Source organism: Corynebacterium flavescens, from assembly GCF_008693105.1.
Taxonomy (GTDB): Bacteria; Actinomycetota; Actinomycetes; order Mycobacteriales; family Mycobacteriaceae; genus Corynebacterium; species Corynebacterium flavescens.
This window is the reverse complement of sequence record NZ_VXKK01000009.1, coordinates 53,777-77,440: the sequence shown is the minus strand read 5'-3', so window position 1 is coordinate 77,440 and position 23,664 is coordinate 53,777. Positions and strand designations below refer to the sequence as shown.

Sequence of the window (23,664 nt, the reverse complement as noted above, 5' to 3'; positions counted from 1 at the left end):
GAAAGGCAGTCTTCCGCGCCATGCACACCACCATCGGAGAATTCATCCTCGACCGCCTCAAAGCTATCGGCATCACCGAAATCATCGGGGTTCCCGGAGACTTCAACCTGAGCTTCCTCGAGCAGATCAGCCAGAGTGAAGGCATCCGCTTCATCGGCGCCTGCAACGAGCTCAACGCCGCCTACGCCGCCGATGGCTACGCCCGCCAACGCGGCGCCGGCGCGCTGTTGACCACCTATGGCGTGGGCGAGCTCTCCGCGCTCAATGGCATCGCCGGCGCCCGCGCCGAGCATGTCCCCGTGGTCTCCTTGGCCGGCGCCCCGCCGCAGTACGCCACCGAATTTGGCTGGAACTTGCACCATTCGCTTGCCGACGGTGACTACACCAACATGCTCGAAGCCGTCGCCCCCTTCACCGAGGTGGCCACGCGCCTGTCCCCTATGAATGCTGTGGAGGAGTTCGACCGCGCGCTGCACACCTGCCTGCGCGAAAAGCGCCCCGTCCACATCCAGATTCCCTCCGACATCACCCACCTGAGCATCGAGGTCCCCGATGCCCCGTTTTCCACCGCGCTGCCCGCCTCCGATCCGGAGAGGCTCGAGGCCGCCGCCGCGCGCATCCTCGAGCGCTTTGCCCAGGCCACGGACCCCATCATCCTCATCGATCAAGACACCGACCGCCACGGATTCACCGCCCAATTCGAGGCCCTCATCGCCAAGGCGCACATCCCCTACGCGCAGCTCTCCTCGGGCAAGGCCATCCTCTCCGAGCGCGGCGAGCACTTCCTCGGCACCTATAACGGCGCCGCCTCGACCCCCGGTCTGCAGGAGCGCATCGAGCGCTCCGACTTTCTCATCACCACCAACCCGCGCTTCATCGAGGTGAACTCGGGCTCTTTCACCCACAACCTCAGCCGCGCCACCATCATCAACTTCGGCGATCAGCACGCCAACGTCGCCGGCGAAATCTTCGTTGGCATCACCACCGCCGAGCTTATCGACGTCCTCCTCGAGCGCATTCCCCCCGCCTCCTCCTCGTCTGCCTCCCAGGCGCCCGCGAGCCCCGCTGCCGTCGAGTCCTTTAAGCCGCACCCTGAAGCCGCGTTGTGCCACGAGCGCCTCTGGCCGCAGATGGTCGATTTCCTGCGCGAGGAGGATGTGGTCATCGCCGAGGCAGGCACCTCCAATATCGGGCTGGGCCCGCAGCGCCTGCCTCAAGGCGTGCGCTATATCAACTCCCCCATCTGGGGTTCTATCGGTTTTACCCTGCCCGCGCTTTTGGGCTCGCAACTAGCCGCTGCGGATCGCCGCCACATTCTCTTCATCGGTGACGGCTCCTTCCAGCTCACCGCCCAGGAGCTATCCACCATCCTGCGCCAGGAGCTCAACCCCATCATCGTGCTCATCAACAACAAGGGCTACACCATCGAGCGCTATATCCTCGGCATGGAAGAGGAGTACAACGACATCCAGGACTGGTCCTATAACCAGCTGCCGCAGGTCTTTAAGGCCGATACCACGATGGAGTCCTACTCGGCTACCACCGAGGGCGAGCTGGCGCAGGCCCTCGAATCCATCGCTGCCTCCCCGCATGGGGCCTTCCTCGAGCTACATCTTCCGGCCGCAGATGCGCCACGCGGATTGCACACTTTCGGGCCCATGACCGCAGACTTTGACTACGGCCCGCGTGGGCCACGAAACGACTAAGGTACTAGGCATGATTCGCTCCGACCTTTCTTCACTTCCCAATTACGTGCCGGGTGCACGCAACGACACGGCTGTAAAGCTCTCCTCCAACGAGGCCACCCAGCCGCCTTTTCAAGAGGCCAGCCAGGCCATGGCGCAGGCCGCAGCCGGCGCCAACCGCTACCCGGATATGGGAGCGATCGCCCTGCGCACCGCCCTGGCGGAGCGCCTTGGCGTAGAGCTCGAGCAGGTCGCCGTCGGCACAGGCTCTTCCGCCATTTGTCAGCAGCTGGTGCAGATTACCTCGGTCCCCGGTGACGAGGTAATCTTCCCCTGGCGCTCCTTCGAGGCCTACCCCATCTTCACGCAGGTCGTCGGCGCCACCCCGGTCGCCGTTCCCCTGAACTCGGAGCACGGCCTAGATCTTGCCGCCATGGCTGAGGCAGTGACGGACAAGACTCGGCTTATCTTTGTGTGCAACCCGAATAACCCGACCGGTTCCACCGTGACCTCGCAGGAGTTCCGGGAGTTCCTCGCCGCGGTGCCTTCCCGCATCATCATCGCCTTGGACGAGGCCTACTTCGAGTACAACCGCGCCACCGATACCCCGGTGGCAACGGAGGTCATCAAGGATCACCCCAACGTCATTGGCATGCGCACCTTCTCCAAAGCCTATGGCCTCGCCGGCGTGCGCGTGGGCTACGCCTTTGGCGACGCGGAGATCATCACGGCGCTCAACAAGGTAGCGGTTCCATTCTCCGTCAGCGCCGTGGCTCAGGCCGGCGCCCTAGCCTCTTTGCAGGCCGATGAGGAACTACGCACGCGCACTGAAGATGCCGTCGCCCAGCGCGAACGCATGGTCGAGACCTTCGCGCGCTACGGCGTCCCTCATTCGGAGGCCAACCTCATCTGGCTGCCCGCCGCCAACATCGCGCACCTGGGCACCCCACAGCAGATCGCGGAAGCACTCGCCGAGCACGGCGTCCTCGTGCGCGCCTTCGACGAGGGCGTGCGCATCTCTTGCACCACCGCCCCGGAGACCGACGCCCTCCTCACAGCCTGGCAAGAAACCTTTGGTGGTGAAGAATAATTAGCTCGCTGCTGAACTTCATCCTCAACGTCATCGCCATCGCGGTGGCCTTCTGGGCCGTGGTCACGCTGGTCCCCGGCATTTCCATCACGCCGGATACCACGGGCAACTTCATCGCCATCGCCGTTGTGTTCATCCTCATCAACGCGGTGGTCACCCCGGTCCTGCGCTTCTTCGGCGCGCCACTGACCTGCCTCACCCTGGGCCTCTTTGCCCTGGTCATCAACGGCGCGGTGCTCTTTATAGTCTCGTGGGCGCTGCGCACCCTCGACCTCGGCATTGGCTACCTGCACATCGAGAGCTGGTGGGCCGCCATCTTCGGCGCCATCATCCTCTCCATCGTCTCCGGGGTGGTCAACTTCTTCACAAGTCCCCTGCGAGTGGTTCCTTAGCTCTCAAGGGCTAGTCCCTATTCAATAGTTCGTACCTTGTGCTTCGGTGCCCACGCCCTCCCCTCATGGCAATCACGTGGGCCTCGAGGAGCTGCTTCAGGGCGTAACGAACTTTGTTCTCGGAGAGCTGTGTACTTTCAATCAGGCCTACCACGGTACTCTTAGCTGCAGATATAGACCGGTAAACGGCCTCAGTATTGGGACCGAGCGTAGAAATCTTTGTGAGAGAGTCAGCAACACTATTGCTTGTGGATTCGGGGTTTTCTTCCGCCTCGGACCCCAGCTTCAGTTGCCCATCAATGCTCCTGATGACTCCTGCCTGCAGCAGATCTTCCACTTCGCTTCGCACATCTCTGGGAGCAACAGGCGCGAACTCATTCTCTGCCTGGGAAACCGTCCATGTTTCTCCCCGGAGGAGACCTACCAAGAGCTCTTTCTTCATCCACGACAATGAGCCAGAGAAGGAACGCGGAAAGCACTCTCTTCGTCATCGTAACGATTGTTTCGGAATAGACTCACGCTAAACTCCACGCCATTGTCAAAAAAGCGTGGGTCTGGCTTCCCCGCCCCCCTCATAGCGTGATAGACCTCAGGAATACCGCCACCCTCGCCTTCGATGATAGGACGCCCATCAGGGGTTTCAAGACACTTCGCGATCTCGTATACGCGCTGATTTACTGCGGATTTCGTTAGATCCGTGGACTCAAGTTGCGCGGTAGGCAGCCCTTCTAGGCCGCCTGGGCTTTTAATCATCAGACGATCTCGCAGGACTCGAATTTCCACCCGTTTTCCGGTACCGACGGTATTCGGCCCCAGGTCACGGTGCACAAAGGCATTTGCCAGAAGCTCGCGCACCGCCGACATCGGGAGCTCTGGCCTTGATTCCGTATGGCCGTCAGCCGTATATGCACGCTCCTCAGCAAGATTATCGCGCACCCATTCCATCGTCTCATCGAGGAGAAGTGGAATAGGTCCTCCGAAGTCTTTGAGATTTCGAGTGCGAACGCCTGATCCGTCTCTGGACACACGCACGGCAGCAGTGGCCGCAAGGGATGGGAATGTTGCCTCGGGCAGAAGCCCCATAGCGTAAAGCCCTCCCATCCGAAGCTGTCCTTCATCATCAGTCACATTGGTTATCTGAAGAAGACGGGCATCTTCTCCAATCTTCGCTACACGGGCGGTTCTATGACGAACATTATGCAGAAAGTTGCTCACTGGCGTGGAGTGCTGCAATGTCAATCATCCGGAGGCCATTGTCATTCATGGGGAGTCATCGGCCTGCCGGAGATATGCCTTGTTCTTGAATCGCGCGGGCTTTTGCTCGGGAGCCAAGGGCACGATCTCTACTACTAAGACAGTGGTTTAATCGACTGCCTCACCTTATCGGCAATCCCACTTTCCAACTTTGCAGGATCCGGGACTCCTAAAACCTGGAAATCAGCTCTTTCCTCGACGCCGCGGATAAGGATGCCTCCCTCAGGCATGTTCGCGAAAGCAGCAATAGATTCGAAAACGTCATCATGAGCACCATTTCCTGCACGTTTTCATTCGATGGCGGTGCTGTCACTACCAAGCCTTCGAAACTCTTGAAGTATCCGGTCGAGGGTTTCCGCATTCCAAATCATGCTTCTAATACAGGGAAGTGATTCCCACTTTGCCCATTCGTTTAAAACTTTCTCCAACTTTATTCGATCCCAGGTTGGATTTGCGGTGGAATGAACTGCAGCCTGCGCATAAGTAGGCACTTTGGGGAATCTTCCGTTTGTAGAGCGCAGGGTGGGAGTGGCAGATAAGAAGCGAGTCCCCCGTAATCGAAGCCGACGCCGTGCCCTACCTGCGATAGGGTGCGGAAAGTAGCCGTTGGGACGGTTGCCCTAACGGCTAGTATGCGGGGGCTGCCAGACTACTGTCCCGCCCTGTCGGGTAAGGCGCCCGCGGCGCGGCGGCGCATTCGGATCATCCTCGTTGATGCCATTGTGATAACTACACAAGGTCACCAGGTTGACAACGTTAGTCTCCCCACCATGACTCCACGGCGTGAGATGGTGAAACTGCCCTCTTTCTGCCGGGGTGTTACAGCCCGGCCACGCACACGTAGGGTGCTCTGCTGCCAGCATCGTGCGCTGCTTAACCGATGCGAATCGCTCAAAGCGGTACAAGTCCACCGGCCCCAGCGCCCGGCTGATGATGGTGACAAGTCCTTCGTTGGCGCAGGCGCGTTCCACAAGCTGCGCACCGGTGATAACAGCCCCACTGGTGGTGCGCACCATCACATCATCGCGCTCACGGCGCAGGATTGTGCCGTAGTCCTCCAACTGGAGGACTACCATAGTCGTCACACGAGTACGTGTGGTGGCAGCGTCTGCCTTGCCGAGCATGCGGGCAATAAAACTTGCCCCTGGCCGCTTGTGGTCAATAGTCCGGAAAGCATCTGCCATATCCAACCCATTGCCGGTCACGGTCAAGGTAGCCAGCCCATTGGGGTGCTGGCGCAGCAGTACACGCTCGCAATACTCGCGGGGGGCGCGCATCTCGCGCAGCCGGCGCCTAGCTACCGCAGTAACCTGCTCGCTTGGCGTGGCGCATAGCTCTACGCGTAGGTTCCATGCGGCTCGTTGTTCTTTGACGCGGCGGGTAAAAGATTCGATGTGGTGCAGGGTGCTCAGAGTGTGCCCGTTGCGCCGAGCAGAGTTAACGGCCGAGCGCTGCTTGCCGCTGTAGGGTGTGGGGCCGAAGTAGATGGTGTGCAGGCCTATAAGCTCGGCGGCATCCTGCGCACTGGCCCCCATCTTTTCAAGGTCTGGGGCAGATAGCCCCGAGCACTCGGCTACGAGGTCAACACCCCGGCCGAGTTGTGCGAAGTACTCCTGCAAGCCCATGACCGCCACGCTAAGACACCGCCCACCGGTGCGACAATCCCCAACCCGCGCCCAGTAAGAAAACTGTGGATAACCCACCAAGCCCGGGGCGGTTATCCACAGCTGGGCCGCCTAGCCAGAATTAGGCAGTGCGCTAGCACGGCCATCCGGTCTATCCTGAATGATCGGGCTCAAGCGGCAACAAAATCAGTGGGCGTCCTCAGGCCGTGAAAGTTAGCGGGGACGGCGGTGTTCGTGTTCAAGACATAGTCGACATCGCTGTTCTGGGAAGCCCCGAATGAAAGGTGACAGATCAGTCGCGTCATATCTGACACCATGAACAGCCTCAACCACGGCCCCTTCTCCGTCGAGCCGGCACCAGGTCTAAGAAAACTGCTGGCTACATGAGTCGTTGCGTGGTAATACCCGCAGCTACAAAGCGCACAGAGCCAGAGCGCGGTGGCCCTGAAGCCCGTGGCCCCGGATGCATCCATGCGGCGGCTTAGAGCCCTAGCAGCCGCAAGAAAGACAAAGAAAGGGATTCCTCAACCCGCTCCAACAGATGAAATCTTGGTTCAGAAATGCAAATACGGCAGCCACTGTTCTCAGAACAGAAACTGCCGGATTTGTCCACCATGTCGCGCTCATATGTCAACGATGACGCGACTGAGGACATTGGCGGAGACGGCGGGATTTGAACCCGCGGTGAGTTTCCCCACGCTGGTTTTCAAGACCAGTGCATTCGGCCGCTCTGCCACGTCTCCATATGCCGCGCGGTCCAAGGCAAGCCTCACGCGCAACAGTCATAGGTTACCCGAGTCGGCCTGTTCCTAGAAACCCGCCCCCGCTTTCCCTAAGCTGGGCGGGCATGAAAGCAATTCAACTCACCAATAATGATGACCCACACTCGCTCGCCCTGGTCGAGGTGGACACCCCCACCCCAGGCCCGGGGGAAGTACTTCTCAAGGTGCATGCCGCGGGAGTCAACCGCGCTGATCTGCTCCAGGCCCGGGGGCATTATCCGCCGCCGCCTGGGGCTTCGGAGATCATTGGCCTGGAATGCGCAGGTACTATTGTCGATTCTGGTGATACTGGGCGCAAGGTCGGCGAAAAGGTAGGAGCCCTGCTCGCAGGCGGGGCTTATGCCGAGTACGTGGCCGTGCCGGAAGGCCAGCTGCTGCCCATCCCCGCGGGCTATTCCCTGACGGAGGCGGCCTCCGTGATAGAGGTGGCCTGCACCGTGTGGTCGAACCTGGTGATGACGGCCAACCTGCACAGTGGGCAGAGGATTCTCATTCACGGCGGGGCGGGCGGCATCGGCACCTTCGCCATCCAGGTGGCCAAGGCGCTGGGCGCGCAGGTGGCCGTCACCGCTGGTTCGCCAGAAAAGCTGGAGGTCTGCCGCGAATATGGCGCCGATATCCTCATCAACTATCGCGAGCAGGACTTCGCGGCGGAGCTGAAGAACTCCTGCGACGTCATCCTCGACATCATCGGCGCGAAGTACTTGAAAGACAACCTCAAGGCTCTGGCCACGGACGGCCAGCTGGTGACAATAGGGCTGCAAGGCGGCACGAAGGCGGAGCTGAACATGGGAGTGCTCTTGGCCAAGCGCCTGGCACTGCGGGGCACCACGTTGCGCTCGCGCAGCGTGGAGAAGAAGTCAGAGATCGTCGCGGAGACGGTGCGCCACGTGTGGCCGTGGCTGGCGGATGGCACGGTGCGTCACCATATCCACAAAGTGTTGCCGCTTGGCGAAGCCGCCCGCGCCCACATCCTGCTCGACTCCGGCGAGGTCACCGGAAAGCTGGTGCTCGAGATCGGCGAGAACTCAAGCGAGGGCTAGAAGGGTTTAGGCCAGGGAGGCCACGACGCGGGTGAGGTGCTCGATGTCGTGGCGGGTATTGAAGGGGCCGAGCGCGACGGTAACCGCCCCGCCGACCTCATCAACGCCCATCTCCGTGAGCAGTGGGGTGCGCGGGGCCAGGGTGGTCACCAACCCGTTGTCGAAGAGGCGCTGGTGCACGGTCTCAGCGGGCACGCCGCGCACGGCGAAGGTCAGGCGTGGTAGGCGGTCATCGGAGGCTTCGGCAGCGGCCTCCCCAGTAACCCCGAGGATGTGTACGGCCGGCAGCGTGCCCAGGTAGGTATAGAGATCTCCTCCGAGATCGTCGAGGTAGCCGCGCAGCGCGCCCATGGAACGATGCACGCGCACCCGGCGCGAACCGCGCTCCCCGCCGGCTAGAGCAGCGAGGTGATCTACCAGTGGCCCCACACCGCCGGCCAAGCCGGAGGAAACAGGGGTCTCGACCTTGGCAGCGATGTGCTCGCTGTTGACGGGGCTCAAGGCATCAAGCCGGCGGAACATGGCCGTATCGCGGAATACCAGGGCGGCGAGCTGTGGCCCGCCCAGCAAGCCGAGGTCAACGCCGAGGATATCGGCGCCGAGGTCATCGAAGGCGATGGGACGATAGGGGGCGAGCGCAGAGACGTCGAGCAGCGTCCAGGCGCGGGAGCGCGAACGGATGGCCTCCATGATCTCGCGCACCGGGGATACGGTGCCCAAAAGTTCGTGTGCGGCGGAGAAAGCCACGAGGCGCGTGGAACCATCCACCAGCTCGGAGAATTGGAAGCCGGGCAGCTCGCCCGTGCCCAGATCCGGCTGCGCCCAGCGCGTATCGGCGTTGACCTCGGCGAAGGCCGAGTAGAGTTCCGGCGGATCCAGCTTGGAGAGAACTACCGAGGAATTGCGCCGCAACAGCGGGCGCAAAGCGCGCGAGAGTGAGCTATACAAAACGGGTAGAGAGGGACCCAGTACCACGCGGTCAGCTTGGGCGCCGACGAGATCCGCTACCGCCATGCGGGCGGCATCGTAGTGGGTGTTTCCCACCAGCCGCCGCGGGCCCGTCGGCGCGGAGTGCGCACCGCCGGAGGCCTCGTGGGTGGATACAGCCGCCGACATGCGGAAAGCGCGGGAGACTCCCGCGGCCACACGCTCGGAGATCTGCGGGTCGGTGTGCGCGTTGAGGTAGGTCCAGCCATCAGCCAAGCCGGTGTAGAGACCTCGCACGCTAGCAACGTCATACTGAGGCGGCAAGCCTAGTGGCATCGATCTACCTTTCCCTCACGTTTTAGTTTGGACGACTTCTGCAGTCAATCGCTTATCTACTCTATACGCGTTTAAGCCCCGTTGCCTAAATCTGGATCTTCCCAGCACAGGAGTGTTTTCCCAGTATAGGCGGCGTGTAGATCCCCGTTTGTCTGCACCGCGCGCTAGGGTAATTGACGTGCACGATAACAATCAACAGCGCGCCGACGTCGCGCGCATGGTCGCCTCCACCGTCGAAGGCGAGGTCCCAGCGTCCCAATCCAAGACGTTCCGGGCCGCCTTCGCGGATCTGCTCCAGGGCGCACGTCAACGCGAGTTGTGGTTCATGCTGGGCATCCAAGACATCAAGCAGCGCTACCGCCGCTCGGTGCTCGGCCCCTTCTGGATCACCATCGCCACCGGTGTCATGGCTGCAGCCTTGGGCCTGCTCTATTCCATGCTCTTTCAGATTCCCACTGCACAGTTCCTCCCCCACGTCACGGTGGGCCTTATCATGTGGAACTTCATCTCCGGCGCGATCAAGGAAGGCTCCACGGTCTTCATTGAGAATGAAGGACTCATCAAGCAGCTGCCCGCGCCTTTATCGGTTCACGTGTACCGCCTGGTGTGGCGCCAAACCCTGTTCTTGGCTCATAACCTCATCATTTGGGTCCTGCTTATCATCATCTTCCCGCGTCACCTAGGCTGGGAGTTCCTCCTCATCATCCCGGGCCTAGCCTTGCTGCTTATTAACGGCGTGTGGGTAGCCATGTTCTTCGGCATCGTGGCCACTCGCTTCCGCGATATTGCTCCCTTGCTCGAGGCGCTGACGCAGCTGCTGTTTTATGTCACGCCAATTGTCTGGATGACGGATACGCTGGAAAACCAGGGCGGCGCGGTCTCTGAGCGTGCCAAGTTGGCTCAGCTCAACCCGCTCTATCACTACATGGAAGTCGTGCGCGCCCCCATGATTGGCCAGCCGGTTGAGGCTTATCACTGGTGGATAGTCATCGGCTGCACTCTCGCCGGGATCGGGCTTGCCGCCCTAGCCATGCGCCAATGGCGCTTCCGCGTGAGCTACTGGGTTTAGAAGGAGTTTTAAGCACATTATGGTTTCCATCGATACTTATAACGCCTGCGTTGACTTCCCCATCTTTGATGCGAAGTCCCGCTCCTTAAAGAAGGCCATGCTTTCCTCGGCCGGCGGCGTGATTGGCAAGAACTCCGATAACACCATCGTCGTCGAGGCCTTGAAGGACATCAACCTGCACCTGCGTGAGGGAGATCGCGTCGGCTTGGTTGGCCACAACGGCGCCGGCAAGTCCACTCTTCTGCGCCTATTGTCCAACATCTACGAGCCCACCCGCGGCGCTTCTCGGGTGCGCGGCCGCGTGGCCCCCGTCTTCGACCTGGGCGTAGGCATGGACCCGGAGGTCTCCGGGTACGACAACATCATCGTCCGTGGGCTCTTCCTGGGTCAGACCATCAAGCAGATGAAAAATAAGATGGATGAGATCGCAGAGTTCTCCGAGCTCGGTGACTATCTCGCCATGCCGCTGCGTACATACTCCACTGGTATGCGCGTGCGCCTGGCCTTGGGCGTTGTCACCTCCATCGAGCCAGAGATTCTGCTTCTGGATGAAGGAATTGGCGCGGTTGACGCCGCCTTCATGGCCAAGGCGCGCGTGCGCTTACAAGAGCTGGTCAAGCGCTCAGGCATCCTGGTTTTTGCCTCGCACTCCAATGACTTCTTGGCCCAGCTGTGTAATACGGCGCTGTGGATAGACCACGGCACCATCCGCTCGGCCGGTGAGGTTTCGCAGGTAGTGGGCGAGTACGAGGGCCCCGAGGCAGGCAAGTATGTCCGCGATCTGCGTGTGCGCTTTGCCAACGAGGACGACTCGGCCACTCAAGGTTAGGGCCGGGCTTGACGGGTGGCACAATGGAATCCATGACTGCCACTTTGAGCAAGGCGGGGACCACCGCCGCCGTGATCGTTACCCACCAACGCGTGGAGCTTTTAGGCGCCTCCTTGGATCAGGTGGTGAACCAGACTCACCCGGTCCAATGGGTCATCGTGGTCGATAACGGCGCCGACCCAGCCGTGCAGGCTTTGGTAGAAGATCGCGCCGGAGATCGCGCGGTCTACATCGCCTCCCACACGAACTTGGGCGGGGCGGGCGGCTTTGCACTGGGCTTTTTGCATGCCTTGGCCTTAGGGGCTGATGCGGTGTGGTGCGCCGACGATGATGGCCGGCCGGCCGATTCCCACGTGCTCGAGGAGCTCTACCGGGTAGCGGAGGCGCATCAGCTCCACGAGGTCTCCCCCGCGGTATGCAATATCGCTGACCCAGGCCGCCTGGCCTTTCCGCTGCGCCAAGGCCTGGTATGGCGGCGGCGTATGGATGAGCTTGAGGGCGAGTTCCTGCCCGGTATTGCCTCTCTCTTTAACGGCGCGCTGATCTCGGCTGAGGCCATGGAAATCATCGGGGTGCCGGACTACCGCCTGTTCATCCGCGGCGATGAGGTTGAATATCACCGCCGCCTGCAGGGCTCTGGCCTCGCCTTTGGCACCGCGCTGACCACGAGCTACCTGCACCCAGATGGCTCTGATGAGTTCAAGCCCATTTTGGGCGGGCGGATGCACACGCAGTATCCGGAGGGCGAGTTCAAGCGTTTCTTTACCTACCGCAACCGCGGTTACCTGCTGTGGCAGCGCGGTATGCGCAAGCTTCTGCCCCAGGAATTTGCCCGCTTTGGCTGGTTCTTCCTGGTTCAGCGCCACGATCCGCGGGGATTTTGGCAATGGCTCAAGCTCCATAACCGCGGACGCACCGAGGATTTTCGCCGCCCTTAGTTAGTCGGTGACCTCGAAGGACTTACGCGTCGAGCGGAAGATCACCCAGCGCTGAATAAAGAAATTGACCAGCGTTGCGGTCAATTGAGCCACGGCAAAGGCTAAAGCCAGGCCGAGGTTGGGGTCCCAGCGTTGATGGGTGAGATGGTCGAAGACGACATCGTAAAGCAGCATGTTGATGCCGAAGGTAAGCGCGTAGGTCGCCGCCACCGCCAGGAAACGCCGGGTGGAGCCTCGGGCGTTGAAGGTCCAACGGCGGTTGAGCCAATAGGCGGTGCAGGTGCCCGCGACGAAGCCGACGGCGCGGGCCTGGGTCTTATCCAGAACCTCGAGGCCGAGCTGCAGGGTCCAGGTCAGTCCGCCGTCGATAAGCGCGCACAGGGCGCCGATGAGGGCGAATTTGAGGCCGTGGGCCTGCAAAGAATGCGAACGTCCCAGACGCCCGGCTACCCGCGCCAGACCTGTGGCCTCCTGCATCTAGTTTCCCCGTCTAATTCTCTCTATTTATCTTTGAAGATAAATATGCGCTGGATGACGAAGTTGGTCACGGTGGCCACCGCCTGGGCGATGACGAAGGCGACGGTGTCTTTGACAACACCGTCGAGACCCAGAGACAAAAGTGGCGCGTTGAGAACCCAGTAGAGGAAGTTCTGCACCACGAAGGTCGAACCATATAGAGCCGCCACGGCACCGGCGGTGCGCCCGGAGACCTGGGCGCCGAAGGTCCACCGCGCGTTGGCGATGTAGGCGGCGATGGTTCCCGCCACCCAGCCCAGGGCCTTGGCCGCGGAACGATGCAGACCGAGCGCGGTGAGGAGCAGCGTCAGGCTGTAGTCGAGGGCGGCGGTGCAGACCCCGACGGAGATGAAGCGGAAGAGCTGCGTCTTGAGCGAGGTGCTCGAGGCCTGTACCTCCACGTCTTCGGCGACGGCGCGCGCAGCGCCCTGCGAAGAATCTTCTGGTTTATCAGTCACGAGAAAGTACTCTACCCATGCAGCAATGCGCGGTACACGTCCAAGCGGTCCACCGGCGAGTCGGCTGCTGGGCCATAGGCGCCCACGCGTTCCAATTGGGACAGCGAAGAAGAGCACAGCGCGCGGATCTTTTCCCCGGTCAGGCTGCGGCCGTCATCATCAACCCAACCCAGCGCTTCCATGGCGGTCTCCACCACGGAATCAGTTAGCTCCTTGCCGCCCAAACACGAAAGAGCCAGCGCCATCGCCCAAAAGGCATCCTGGCCCTCAGGGGTGACCTCGCGGGGAAGGCTACGCAGGGTGTGCCGCGTTGGCCTGCTCACCTCTACCGGACGATTCAGATCCAGTGCTTGGAGGAGGGGAACGAAGTCATAGAGCTTCGTGCGCTCGATCATCCGGCGAACCGGGGGCGCGACCATGTTAAGCACCTCGGCGATGGTTTCCTGGCCGGTGAGCTCGGCGTTGATAGCCGTGAGATCGAAGTTGCGAAAGAGGGAGCCGGAGCCGCCGACGCAGAGGGCCCGCGGCGTGCCGCTATCGCGTGGGTAGATCTCCGCGACGACAATCTCGAAATCCCATAGCCCCCAGGAAAAGTCCACCTGGTCGCCCTCTCTCCACAGGAACTGCGAGATCTGGTGGCGCGGATCGATCCGTGCGCCACGGGCATCGACGTGTTCGAAGAAGTGCCACGGGGAGTCTTCCTTGGGCAGGCTAAAGCATATGCTGAGCACGCGATGCAGCTCGTTGAAGGTCAGTGCATCACTGAAACCAATCTGACGGTGGACTTCCGCATCGGCGCGGATATTGGCAACCTGGCAGATGATTGTCAAAGGCTCGCGCCGCAATTGGATAGGGGTGCCCGCTCGCCTGGCTCGCGCCCGCGCTAGATCGGTCACCCCGTAACTCATGCTGCCCACAATACGCAAAAGCTATTGCGCTAGTTTTTCAATCCGCCGCGCTTCCAGCTCGCTGGTGCTATAAACCACTGCCGCAGCAACGATTCCCAGCACCGTCCAGGGCTTGGCGAAGCCCCGCTTACGCAGGCCGCGCACCACCCGGCGCGATGCCGCCGTGCCCAACCATGTGCTCAGCACCCCGGCGAGCACGACGGCCGCGGACACGGCCCAGGCACCAGGAGCCTCGGCGCCCGTGACGGGCTCGAAGGTGCCTGGCTCGGCGCTGTCTTCCTCCTCGGCCTGGGCGTTGGTATAGGCCACGAGAGCACCGAAGCCGAAGAAGGAGAGCACATATGCCGCAATGCGCCCACGGCGGCTTTTAATCCAGTCCGGGTAGGAGGTGACAATCCCGGCCGCTGCGGCCTGGGTAATGCGCCCGGTTAGTGTGTCATCGAGCGCATAATTATCTTGGCGGTTGTTTGTTGCCTTCTCGGCCCCTGTAGTCATGGCATCTACTTTAAGCGGCGGTACTCTAGAGCGCATGTATGACGCGAAAAAAGAGCACCTCACGCCGGTGCAACAAGCCGCGCAAGATCAGCGCGATAATGATGACCGCCGCAACGGGCACTTCCTAGCCACCGAGCACACCGCGCTTCCCCTAGATGGTTTTATGACGAGGCTCATGGCCCAAGAGCTTCCCATGCTCGATTCCCACTCGCGCGGGAGGGTGTATCAGTTACTGCGTGAGTATGAGGGCCCAGAAATCACTTCCCAGGAGGAGCTCCCCGCAGAGATTCGGGAGCTGATGGATCTGTAGTAAACAACACATTCGGGCAGTACAAGCGTCCGTTTTGTTCCGAATGTCACTTAATTCAGTCCCCTCCCCGCGCCACCTACGTGAGTAGGCTAGGAGCGATACATCACGTCGAGCAAAGAGTAAGAGATGGAACTACATACCACCGAAAAGTCCCTGTACGGCTGGGGCCGCACCGCCCCAACAACCGCACACGTCGTCTCGACCGAAGACGTCGACGTCATCAAGAAGGCCGTCGCCCAGGTTGCTGACGATAACTCCACCAAACCAGGCCACCTGCGCCGCGGCGTCATTGCCCGCGGCATGGGCCGCTCCTACGGCGATCCTGCCCAAAACGGCGGCGGACTCGTCATCGACATGCAGCCGCTGAACAAGATCCACTCCATCGATCCGGAATCCGCCATCGTTGACGTCGACGGTGGCGTCACCCTGGACCAGCTGATGAAAGCCGCCATCCCTTATGGCCTGTGGGTACCGGTTCTGCCCGGCACCCGCCAGGTCACCATCGGTGGCGCCATCGGCCCTGATATTCACGGCAAGAACCACCACAGCGCCGGCTCCTTTGGCAACCACGTGGTTTCCATGGAGCTCCTCGTTGCTGATGGCCGGGTCCTGCACCTCGAGCCTGAGGGCGAGAACTCCGAGCTCTTCTGGGCCACTGTAGGCGGCATGGGCCTGACCGGCATCATCCTGCGGGCGAAGATCCGCATGACCAAGACCGAGACCGCCTACTTCGTGGCCGATACGGACCGCACCGACAACCTCGAAGAGACGGTGGCCTTCCACTCCGATGGCTCGGAGAAGAACTACACCTATTCCTCCGCGTGGTTCGATGTCATCTCACCAGAGCCCAAGCTGGGCCGCTCCACTATTTCGCGCGGCTCCCTGGCCACCCTGGCGCAGCTCGAGGAGCTGGCTCCGAAGCTGGCGAAGGATCCGCTCAAGTTCAATGCCCCGCAGCTGATGACCGTGCCGGACATCTTCCCCTCATGGACCATGAACAAGCTCACGCTCATGGCCATCGGCGAGGCCTACTATGCCATGGGCGCGCCGGCCTATAACAAGGTCAAGAACCTCACGCAATTCTATCAGCCCCTCGATCTCATTGGCGAATGGAACCGTGGATACGGCTCCAAGGGCTTCTTGCAGTACCAGTTCGTTGTGCCGACCGACGCCGTTGAGCCCTTCAAGGAGATCATCCGCGATATGCAGCGCTCTGGGCACTACTCGGCGCTCAACGTGTTCAAGCTCTTCGGCCCAGGCAACAAGGCTCCGCTGTCTTATCCCATGCCTGGCTGGAATGTCTGCGTCGACTTCCCCATCCGTCCCGGCCTCGGCGCCTTCCTCGACGATCTCGATCGCCGAGTATTGGAATTCGGCGGCCGCCTCTACCTGGCCAAGGAATCTCGTACCTCGCCGGAGACTTTCCATAAGATGTACCCAGGTATGGAAGGCTGGCTCAAGACCCGCAACGACATCGACCCGACCGGGGTCTTTGCCTCCGACATGTCCCGCCGCCTCGAGCTGCACTAATCGAAAGGACTACTAGACAATGCTTAACGCAGTAGGCCAAGCACAGCACATCTTCCTCCTCGGCGGTACCTCCGAGATCGGACTGGGAATCGTCGAGGAGTTCCTCCAGCGCGGCCCCGCCAAGGTGACCTTGGCCGCCCGCCACGATTCCCCGCGCATCGCTCAGGCCACCGCGGACCTTAAGGCCCGCGGGGCAGACGTCGAGGTCATTGACTTCGACGCCACCGATTTCTCTTCTCACCCGCAGGTCGTAGCCAGCGCCTGGGAGCGCGGCGATGTCGACGTCGCCATCATCGCCTTCGGCACCCTCGGTGACCAGGAAGAGCTGTGGCAGGACCAGGCCAAGGCCGTCGCCTCCGCGGAGACCAACTTCACCGCTCCCGTCTCCCTCGGCGTCTTGCTGGGTCAGTACTTCAAGGAGCAGGGACATGGCACCATCGTGGCGCTGAGCTCCGTGGCCGGCATGCGCGTGCGCCGCTCCAACTTTGTCTACGGTGCCGCCAAGGCCGGCGTCGATGGATTCTTCATCAACCTTGACGAAGCCCTGCGCGGCACCGGCGCCAACGTCCTCGTTGTCCGCCCCGGTCAGGTCCGCACCAAGATGTCCGCGGAGGCCGGCGAGGCGCCGCTGACCGTCAACGTCTCCGACGTAGCCGAGGCCACCGTGAAGGCCGTCGTCGAGCACAAGCAAGCGATCTTCGTGCATCCGCTCTTCCAATATGTCTCGCTCGCCTTCAAGTTCATCCCGCAGGCGATTTTCCGCAAGCTGCCTTTCTAAGATCAGGCGCCAGCGGATTTAAACGCGGGGGGCATGGTCGCTCGGCACAGAGTGTTTCGTGCCGAGTGGCCGTGCCCTCCCTTCGTTTTCCCTCGTGCAGCAGGCGAGAAGTCTCAGGAATCTGGCGTGGAAAGCCCCGCTGGTTCTTAAACCGAACTGCATTTGTGGGAAACTATGGGACATGACAAGTCCAGCTGCCGACATCTCTGCACGCCCTACCCCACCCGCGCTGCAGGAATACGCTCCCGACCGTCTACCGCTTAGGACCGCCCTCATCGGGATAGCGGTCACGGCTTTGGGCAGTGGTCTACTCACCTTGGCTGGTTGGTACATCTTCCACAGGATTTCTCTGCCTGCTTTCAATACCTCCATGGTCACCCGCGCTCTATGCACCGTAGGAATAGTGGCCACGGTTGTCCTCGTCGCTGTCTTGGCCACGCTATGGATCCGTGATGGGTATAAAGAAAAAGAGGGCGGCCGTGTCCCGCGTCCGCGCTGGCGCACGTGGCTGACTTATGTGGTCAGCTACCTCTCCCCCGCGCTTTTGATACTCGCCGCGCTCGGACTACCGCTTTCGGCAACGCGCCTGTGGCTCGACGGAGTCCAGGTGGATCAGGTCTTCCGCACGCAGTTCCTTACCCGTTCGGCCGACCAGATGGGCTACGCCGACATGAACTACGAGGGCCTGCCCACCTTCTATCCTCTGGGCTGGTTCTGGCTGGGCGGGCGCCTAGCGCACCTGTTGGGAATACCCGGCTGGGAAGTCTTCCAGCCTTGGTCCCTCATCTCCATCGCGGTTGCTGGCTGTATCCTCGTGCCCATCTGGCAGCGCCTGACGGGCTCGCTGCCGGTAGCCACCGCCATCGCCTTGGTCACCACCGCGGTAACCGCGACCCTCGGTGCTGAGGAACCCTATTCCGCGGTCATCGCGATGGGCGTTCCCGCAGTCGCCGTGATGTGCGCACATGCTTTCGCCGGCTCCTGGGCCTCGACCATCGGCATCACCTTGTACCTGGGGATATCCGCCACCTTCTATACCCTTTTCACCGGTGCAGTTGCGCTGACCGTCGTGTGTTGGCTGGCGCTGCTTACCGCTATCTACAGGCAGCAGTGGCGCCCGATTTTCCGCACTATCATCATCGGGGTTGGCTCCATTGCCATAGCCTCCATAGCGTGGGGCCCTTATGTCTTGGCGGCGCTGCGGGCATCGACGCCGCTGGAATCGACCGCGCAGCACTACCTGCCCCAGGAGGGAACGCAGGTTCCGGTTCCCTTCCTCTCCTTCAGCATCATTGGCCTGCTCTGTCTTATCGGTCTGGTCTACCTGATGATAAGGCTGGAAACGCCGGAGATCCTCTCCCTGACCTGTGCTCTCATTGGTCTCTATCTGTGGATCCTGGCTTCCATGATTGTCACGCTCATCGGTTCTACTCTGCTGGGCTTCCGTTTGGAGATAGCCGTCGTTCTAACTTTCGCTACGGCGGGCATCCTCGCACTTGCGGAGCTTCGGCTGAGCGGGTTTAAGGCGCTCTATCCTCAGGTTGTCGATCTCAAGCTACGCCAGCGCCTCAACGCTGCCTTCCTCGCTGTGCTGGCACTGGGCGGGATCCATTACGCCCAGCAGATCCCCGAGGCCAATGAGTCTGCGCTCGACCACGCTTATTCCGATACGGATGGCTACGGCGAGCGCGGCGACCGTTTCACCAGTGATTCCAGCCGCCACTACATCGACATCCGTGACTTCATTGATTCCCATGGTCACCCCGCAGATGACACCGTGGTGCTCACGGATGAGAAGCTTTTTATGGGCTATAACCCCTACTTCGGATTTAATGCTTTTACCAGCCACTACGCCAACCCCTTGGGCGAGTTCAGTGTCCGCAATGAGCAGATTCAACAATGGAGCAAAGACTCCTGGGAGCAAGACCCCGCACAGTTCCGGCAGGCCTTGGAATCTGCGCCATGGCGTGGGCCGGATGTGATGATCTTCCGCGACAACCTGGAGGATCCGGGCGATGGTTTTAAGACTCACTTGGCCGATGACATCTACCCGAATCAGCCCAACGTGCGCTATCGCTCCGTGTTCTTTAACCCGGAGGTCTTCACGGAAGGCTGGGACACCAAGCAGATAGGCCCCTTCGTGGTCGCCGTGCGCAGTGACGCCTCTTGAGGCCCCAATAGCACTCAATAGCATTCAGCAGCACTCAGTATTTCACGCTCCGCGCGGCGACGAGTCCCGAAAACCCCAAGCGGTGACGTAGACTATTCGCCGTGTCAGTTAGCCTCGCCTCGAAGAAAAACGAGCCTCGCCCAACCATCGCGGCATCCCCGCGTTGGCTGCGGCTGACGGCGATAGTTGCCGGAATCATCGGTTTTCTGTGTTTTGTGGCCACGCCACTTCTCCCGGTGAATCAAACGCAATCCTCCTTCGGCTGGCCGCAGAATGATTCCCTGCAGTCAGTCAACGCGCCGCTCATTTCGGTGGCTCCGGAGTCGATTGAGGCGGACATTCCGCTTTCCGCGATAGCGGATCTGCGGGAGGGCCAAAACCTGCTCTACGGCACCGTCCCGCCGGAATCACCAAAGGCCTCCAATCGCGGCATGTTCGTGCGCGCTGATACGGAGGGCCTTTCGGTCACTTCCCTAGATGAGGTGCTCCTCGCGCTCAATGCCAAGGAGGTCTCCGAGCTTCCCAGCAACGCGATGCTGCATATCTCCGCGACTGGGGAAGAAACCTCCGTGAGCGTGGGCAAGCACAAGGAAACCACGGACGAGGACAAACGCCCGCAGGTCACCGGTATTTACACCGAGATCGATGACTCCCCGGCAAACGCCGCAGCTCTCGCCGCGGATGGAATGAACGTCCACGTCGAGGTCAATTCGCGTTTTACCTCCTCCCCATCAGTGATCAAGACTGCGGCCATGTGGCTGGGCATAGCGATGGTTATTCTCAGCTTGTTCTGCCTATGGCGCATCGATCGCCTTGATGGCCGCCGCCTCGGCTTTATGCCTCCTACCTGGAAGCAAATTCGCCCCCTCGACGCGGTGGTTGCGGCCGTCTTGGGCTTTTGGCATATCTTCGGCTCCAATACCTCGGATGACGGCTTCATCCTCACCATGGGCCGTGTTGCTGATCACGCCACCTATATGGCGAATTACTACCGCTGGTACGGCGTCCCCGAGGCGCCTTTCGGCTCACCCTTCTATGACCTGATTGCCTTCCTCGCGGGCATTTCTAGCTCCTCGATGTTTGTGCGTTTGCCCGCATTGGTCTCCGCGCTCATAGTCTGGTTCATCCTCTCGCGCGAGATTCTCCCGCGCTTCGGCGCGGTGGTCAGTGATCGCCGCGTGGCCCAGTGGACCGCCGCTTTCATGTTCCTAGCCTTCTGGCTGCCTTATAACAACGGCACCCGCCCAGAGCCCATTGTGGCTCTCGGCGTCATGCTCACCTGGGCTTCTTTCGAGCGCGCCATCGCCACCCAGCGCCTTTTGCCCGCTGCATTCGGCACGCTTTTCGCCACCATCACCCTAGGCGCAGGCCCCACGGGCCTCTTCGCCGTCGGGGTGTTCTTGGTCTGCTTGCCGCGCCTTTTTGCCATCATGTCGCAGCGCGTAAGCGCAATGGGCGGCGGGGTCCGCGGCTGGCTGACCATGGTGGCGCCTTTCCTTGCTGTCGGCACCGCGATCATGGTCGCCGCCTTCGGGGACCAGACGCTGGCCACGGTCCTAGAATCCACCCGAGTGCGCTCGGAGGTAGGCCCTTCGCTGCCGTGGTACTCGGAGTACGTTCGCTACACCACCTTGTTCCAGCAATCGGTCGATGGCTCGATGACAAGGCGTTTCGCCATGTTCACCATGCTCTTCTGCCTGGCTCTCATTGCCTATGCCTTCATCAAGGATCGCCGCGTTGTCGGCGCCGAGGTCGGCCCGACCCAGCGCCTGCTCCTCATCGTGGCGCTGTCCATGTTCTTCCTGATGTTTACTCCCACCAAGTGGACCCACCACTTCGGCATCTACGCCGGCGTGGCCGGGGTCATCGCCGCGCTCGGGGCGGTGGTGCTTTCCCAGATTGCGATGCGCTCGCCCCGCGCGCGAACCTTCGCCATCGCCTCGGTGGTATTCCTCTTGGCCATCTCCTTCGCCGGCTGGAATGCCTGGTGGTACGTTTCTTCCTTCGGCATCCCGTGGTGGGATCGCACCGTGCAATTCAAGGCGGTGGAGGCGAATACGATCCTCCTCCTCATCGCCATGGTCATCCTGGCAATCGGGGTCGGCCAGTCCCTGGTGCACAATCACCGCAAATCCAAGGCCAGCGCCAAGGATAACATCGCGGAATTCGAGCGCTCCGCCGCCGCGAAGGCCTCGCGTTGGTCTGGTTTGATGTCCGCTCCTATCGGCATCGCCTGCGTCCTCATGGTGGCCTTCTCCTGCGCCTCCTTTGCCAAGGGCTACGTGGCCCAGGCGGATTCCTATTCGGTGGGCAAGGGCAACCTCGCTTCCTTGAAGGGAGACGTATGCTCCTTGGCGGATGCCACCATGGTCGAGACCAATACCAATGATTCCTTCCTCGCCCCGGTCCGCGGTGATCTCGGTGATTCCCTCATCAATCCGGACGAGGATTTCCGCGGCTTCGATCCCAATGGCATCCCTGATTCCATCGAGCCGGAGAACATGAACTCCGCATCCGTCGGCGCCATCGGTGGCGGCGGTGCTACCGACAGCGGCAGCGCCACCTCTGGGACCGATCCTTCACTGGGTGGCAACGTCAACCGCGATGATTCCACCGGTTCTGCAAACCAAAGCAACCAGGGTTCCGGCTCCGCTGGCGGCGCCACCAACGCGCAGGATTCGCGCGAGGGAAGCAGCAAGAGCGCCAACGAGTCCAGCGGCTCCAACTCCACCTCCGAAGGCGGGGTACGCGGCACTGAGGGCGTCAATGGCTCCCAGATGCACCTGCCCTTCAACCTCGATTACACCAAGGTCCCTGTCCTCGGCTCCTACGCTGCGAACCAGCAGTCCACCGCGGAAGTCACCACCCAGTGGTACCGTCTGCCCGAGCGCAAGGACAACGCGCCTGTGCTGGCCGTGTCCGCCGCCGGCGACATCTACCACCACGACGTCAACGGCGTCGAGCAGGAGGGCATGGAGCTGACCCTGGAGTATGGCACCGTGGACGCGCAGGGCAAGGCCTCCGACACCGGGGAGCTTGAGCTTTCCGACGTCGGGGCCACGCCCAAGTGGCGCAACCTGCGCATCGCCATGGATAAGATCCCCGCCGAGGCAAATGCGGTACGCCTCGTCGCCGTCGATGATTCGACTGATGAGGACGATTGGGTGGCCTTTACCCCGCCGCGCGTCCCTGAGCTCGCCACCCTCAACTCCCAATTCTCCTCGGAGACCCCGGCCTTGCTCGACTGGTCAGTGGCACTGCAATTCCCCTGCCAGCGCACCTTCAATCACTACGCCGGCGTGACTGAGATCCCGCAGTACCGCATCCTTCCGGACGCGGCAGCGCAGACCTCGCTCACGGATTTCCAGTCCTTCTCCGGCGGCGGAGCCATGTCCACGGCTGAGGCAGTGAACTACTCCTACGAGATCCCCAGCTACCTCAACAATGATTGGGCGCGGGATTGGGGCGCCGTCGAAAAGTACGAACTGCGCACCAACTCCCAGGGCCAGGCGCCTGCCGACGCCGCCATCCAGCACGACACAATCTCGCGCGCCGGATGGTGGCAGGAATCGAAGATGAAGGTTCGCCCCGAGGGCTCCGACGACAAGTAGCTACACCGACTTGAGGAACTCCGCGGTATCGATGATGCGCTGCCGCGCCACAGCCGGGGTGGAGATACGGTGCTGAGAGACGTAGTCGGCGCGCTCGGCACTGGGTATGGTCACCGGGCTGGCCACCTCGTCATAGAGCGCGGTCTGCACGAGCGTGCGGGGATAAGAATCGACAGCGGGCAGCTCATAACCTGCACGCAGAGTATCGGGAAGATTACCCAGGGCGGCGAAGTCGGGGAAGGTAAGCGCGAGCGCATCGACGTCCTTCGATAGCAGCGCCGCCAAGGCACCGCCGGAGGAATAGCCCCACACAGTCACCGATTCCGCGCCTTGGGCTCGGGCATGCTCGACTGCGCGGCGCACGCTAGCCACCATTTCGTCGACGGTGTGCTCGGGCGCGAGCGGGTAATCGACATCGATAAGCGTGGTACCGGACAGCTGCGCTGCGGCGGCCACCTCGGGGCGCCACTGCATCTCCAGAGCCTGGCCATTGCCCCGCCACCAACCGCCAGAGTGCAGCGATACCGCCCAGCGCCCAGTCGGGGTGGGCGGTACAAAGATGGCACCGACCTCGCTGTCGTGGCGGGTTATCTCAGCGGTGAACTTAGTGCCCGGCAGGCTGTGATCTACGCCTGCGCCGAGGACCATCATGGCGGCATGCGTAATGCGGTCCGGCAGGAGTGCGCAATAGCGATCCGCCGCCGGCGAGCCTCCCCCGGCCCACGGCGGACGGAAATCCGGGAGCGGATAATGCGCCTCTAGGTAGGAGGCGAGCTGTTCTAGCTGCTCAGGCTCGCTGAGCTGGCGGTCACTGCCGCCGATGTGCCATTCCTGGCCCTCCTCGAGGGGGCGGTGCGGGTCATGAGCGGAAGTTTCTTCTTTAGCCATGACCCCGAGATTACCCGCGCCGCTTCTCTC

22 protein-coding genes and 1 tRNA gene are annotated in these 23,664 nt (G+C 61.6%); 12 read left to right on the top strand and 11 right to left on the bottom strand.

Going from position 1 to position 23,664, the window contains the following annotated elements; translation table 11 throughout:
- The first annotated feature begins 20 nt into the window (after positions 1-20).
- The 3 genes from F4V60_RS00915 to F4V60_RS00905 are packed head-to-tail and all read left to right on the top strand — an operon-like array spanning position 21 to position 3,167.
- The gene (locus F4V60_RS00915; RefSeq protein WP_075728914.1) at positions 21-1,706 is read left to right on the top strand and encodes an alpha-keto acid decarboxylase family protein; all 1,686 of its coding nucleotides are present in this window, start codon (positions 21-23) and stop codon (positions 1,704-1,706) included.
- Positions 1,707-1,716: 10 nt separating this feature from the next.
- Complete coding sequence (gene hisC / locus F4V60_RS00910) at positions 1,717-2,775, top strand: histidinol-phosphate transaminase (protein ID WP_075728913.1); 1,059 nt, start codon at positions 1,717-1,719, stop codon at positions 2,773-2,775.
- Positions 2,772-3,167: a phage holin family protein gene (locus F4V60_RS00905; RefSeq protein ID WP_373862546.1), complete on the top strand. Its 396-nt coding sequence runs from the start codon at positions 2,772-2,774 to the stop codon at positions 3,165-3,167. The genes hisC and F4V60_RS00905 overlap by 4 nt, the downstream gene beginning before the upstream one ends.
- Before the next feature lie 10 nt (positions 3,168-3,177).
- On the opposite strand, the gene F4V60_RS00900 is transcribed toward F4V60_RS00905, so the two are convergent.
- From F4V60_RS00900 to F4V60_RS00880, 5 genes are all read right to left on the bottom strand, one after another.
- Positions 3,178-3,609: a hypothetical protein gene (locus tag F4V60_RS00900; RefSeq protein WP_075728911.1), complete on the bottom strand. Its 432-nt coding sequence runs from the start codon at positions 3,607-3,609 to the stop codon at positions 3,178-3,180.
- Positions 3,606-4,268, bottom strand: a complete 663-nt coding sequence (locus F4V60_RS00895) for an ATP-binding protein (protein ID WP_075728910.1) — start codon at positions 4,266-4,268, stop codon at positions 3,606-3,608. The genes F4V60_RS00900 and F4V60_RS00895 overlap by 4 nt, the downstream gene beginning before the upstream one ends.
- A 248-nt stretch (positions 4,269-4,516) precedes the next feature.
- Positions 4,517-4,669 carry a hypothetical protein gene (locus tag F4V60_RS12935; protein ID WP_373862545.1) on the bottom strand — a complete coding sequence of 51 codons (153 nt, stop codon included), beginning with the start codon at positions 4,667-4,669 and terminating at the stop codon, positions 4,517-4,519.
- 372 nt (positions 4,670-5,041) lie between these two features.
- On the bottom strand, positions 5,042-6,046 hold the full coding sequence (locus tag F4V60_RS00885; protein ID WP_075728909.1) for an HNH endonuclease signature motif containing protein: 1,005 nt from the start codon (positions 6,044-6,046) through the stop codon (positions 5,042-5,044).
- Positions 6,047-6,701: 655 nt separating this feature from the next.
- A tRNA-Ser gene (locus tag F4V60_RS00880) sits at positions 6,702-6,789 on the bottom strand.
- A gap of 104 nt (positions 6,790-6,893) precedes the next feature.
- On the opposite strand from F4V60_RS00880, the gene F4V60_RS00875 reads away from it, so the two are divergent.
- Positions 6,894-7,871, top strand: a complete 978-nt coding sequence (locus tag F4V60_RS00875; RefSeq protein ID WP_075728908.1) for an NAD(P)H-quinone oxidoreductase — start codon at positions 6,894-6,896, stop codon at positions 7,869-7,871.
- A 6-nt stretch (positions 7,872-7,877) separates the two neighbouring features.
- Here the strand turns inward: F4V60_RS00875 and F4V60_RS00870 are convergent, their stop codons facing one another.
- Entirely contained in the window at positions 7,878-9,134 is a 1,257-nt protein-coding gene (locus tag F4V60_RS00870; RefSeq protein WP_075728907.1) for an aminotransferase class V-fold PLP-dependent enzyme, read from the bottom strand.
- 217 nt (positions 9,135-9,351) lie between these two features.
- Between F4V60_RS00870 and wzm the strand changes: the two genes are divergently transcribed.
- The 3 genes from wzm to glfT1 are packed head-to-tail and all read left to right on the top strand — an operon-like array spanning position 9,352 to position 11,970.
- Positions 9,352-10,203 (top strand): galactan export ABC transporter permease subunit Wzm/RfbD, encoded by an 852-nt coding sequence (gene wzm / locus F4V60_RS00865; RefSeq protein ID WP_084559244.1) that lies wholly within the window; start codon positions 9,352-9,354, stop codon positions 10,201-10,203.
- Between the two features lie 19 nt (positions 10,204-10,222).
- Positions 10,223-11,032, top strand: coding sequence for a galactan export ABC transporter ATP-binding subunit Wzt/RfbE (wzt, locus tag F4V60_RS00860; protein ID WP_075728905.1), 810 nt, complete (start codon positions 10,223-10,225; stop codon positions 11,030-11,032).
- A gap of 23 nt (positions 11,033-11,055) precedes the next feature.
- On the top strand, positions 11,056-11,970 hold the full coding sequence (gene glfT1, locus F4V60_RS00855; RefSeq protein WP_174775525.1) for a galactofuranosyltransferase GlfT1: 915 nt from the start codon (positions 11,056-11,058) through the stop codon (positions 11,968-11,970).
- On the opposite strand, the gene F4V60_RS00850 is transcribed toward glfT1, so the two are convergent.
- The 4 genes from F4V60_RS00850 to F4V60_RS00835 form a co-directional block, all read right to left on the bottom strand.
- Positions 11,971-12,447: a GtrA family protein gene (locus F4V60_RS00850; RefSeq protein ID WP_075728903.1), complete on the bottom strand. Its 477-nt coding sequence runs from the start codon at positions 12,445-12,447 to the stop codon at positions 11,971-11,973.
- A gap of 23 nt (positions 12,448-12,470) precedes the next feature.
- On the bottom strand, positions 12,471-12,887 hold the full coding sequence (locus tag F4V60_RS00845; protein WP_075730953.1) for a GtrA family protein: 417 nt from the start codon (positions 12,885-12,887) through the stop codon (positions 12,471-12,473).
- A gap of 68 nt (positions 12,888-12,955) precedes the next feature.
- Positions 12,956-13,852: a plasmid pRiA4b ORF-3 family protein gene (locus F4V60_RS00840; RefSeq protein WP_075730951.1), complete on the bottom strand. Its 897-nt coding sequence runs from the start codon at positions 13,850-13,852 to the stop codon at positions 12,956-12,958.
- A gap of 21 nt (positions 13,853-13,873) precedes the next feature.
- Positions 13,874-14,347 carry a hypothetical protein gene (locus F4V60_RS00835; RefSeq protein ID WP_075728902.1) on the bottom strand — a complete coding sequence of 158 codons (474 nt, stop codon included), beginning with the start codon at positions 14,345-14,347 and terminating at the stop codon, positions 13,874-13,876.
- Positions 14,348-14,381: 34 nt separating this feature from the next.
- Here F4V60_RS00835 and F4V60_RS00830 point away from each other — a divergent pair, with 34 nt between their 5' ends.
- The 5 genes from F4V60_RS00830 (at position 14,382) to F4V60_RS00810 (ending at position 22,746) form a co-directional block, all read left to right on the top strand.
- The gene (locus F4V60_RS00830) at positions 14,382-14,657 is read left to right on the top strand and encodes a hypothetical protein (RefSeq protein WP_075728901.1); all 276 of its coding nucleotides are present in this window, start codon (positions 14,382-14,384) and stop codon (positions 14,655-14,657) included.
- A gap of 126 nt (positions 14,658-14,783) precedes the next feature.
- Positions 14,784-16,187 carry a decaprenylphosphoryl-beta-D-ribose oxidase gene (dprE1, locus tag F4V60_RS00825; protein WP_075728900.1) on the top strand — a complete coding sequence of 468 codons (1,404 nt, stop codon included), beginning with the start codon at positions 14,784-14,786 and terminating at the stop codon, positions 16,185-16,187.
- A gap of 19 nt (positions 16,188-16,206) precedes the next feature.
- Positions 16,207-16,965, top strand: a complete 759-nt coding sequence (gene dprE2, locus F4V60_RS00820; protein ID WP_075728899.1) for a decaprenylphospho-beta-D-erythro-pentofuranosid-2-ulose 2-reductase — start codon at positions 16,207-16,209, stop codon at positions 16,963-16,965.
- 181 nt (positions 16,966-17,146) lie between these two features.
- Positions 17,147-19,135, top strand: coding sequence for a galactan 5-O-arabinofuranosyltransferase (locus F4V60_RS00815; protein ID WP_141255903.1), 1,989 nt, complete (start codon positions 17,147-17,149; stop codon positions 19,133-19,135).
- Between the two features lie 101 nt (positions 19,136-19,236).
- Positions 19,237-22,746, top strand: a complete 3,510-nt coding sequence (locus tag F4V60_RS00810) for an arabinosyltransferase domain-containing protein (protein WP_075728898.1) — start codon at positions 19,237-19,239, stop codon at positions 22,744-22,746.
- Here the strand turns inward: F4V60_RS00810 and F4V60_RS00805 are convergent, their stop codons facing one another.
- On the bottom strand, positions 22,747-23,634 hold the full coding sequence (locus tag F4V60_RS00805) for an alpha/beta hydrolase (protein ID WP_075728897.1): 888 nt from the start codon (positions 23,632-23,634) through the stop codon (positions 22,747-22,749). It abuts the gene before it with no gap.
- Positions 23,635-23,664: the final 30 nt, after the last annotated feature.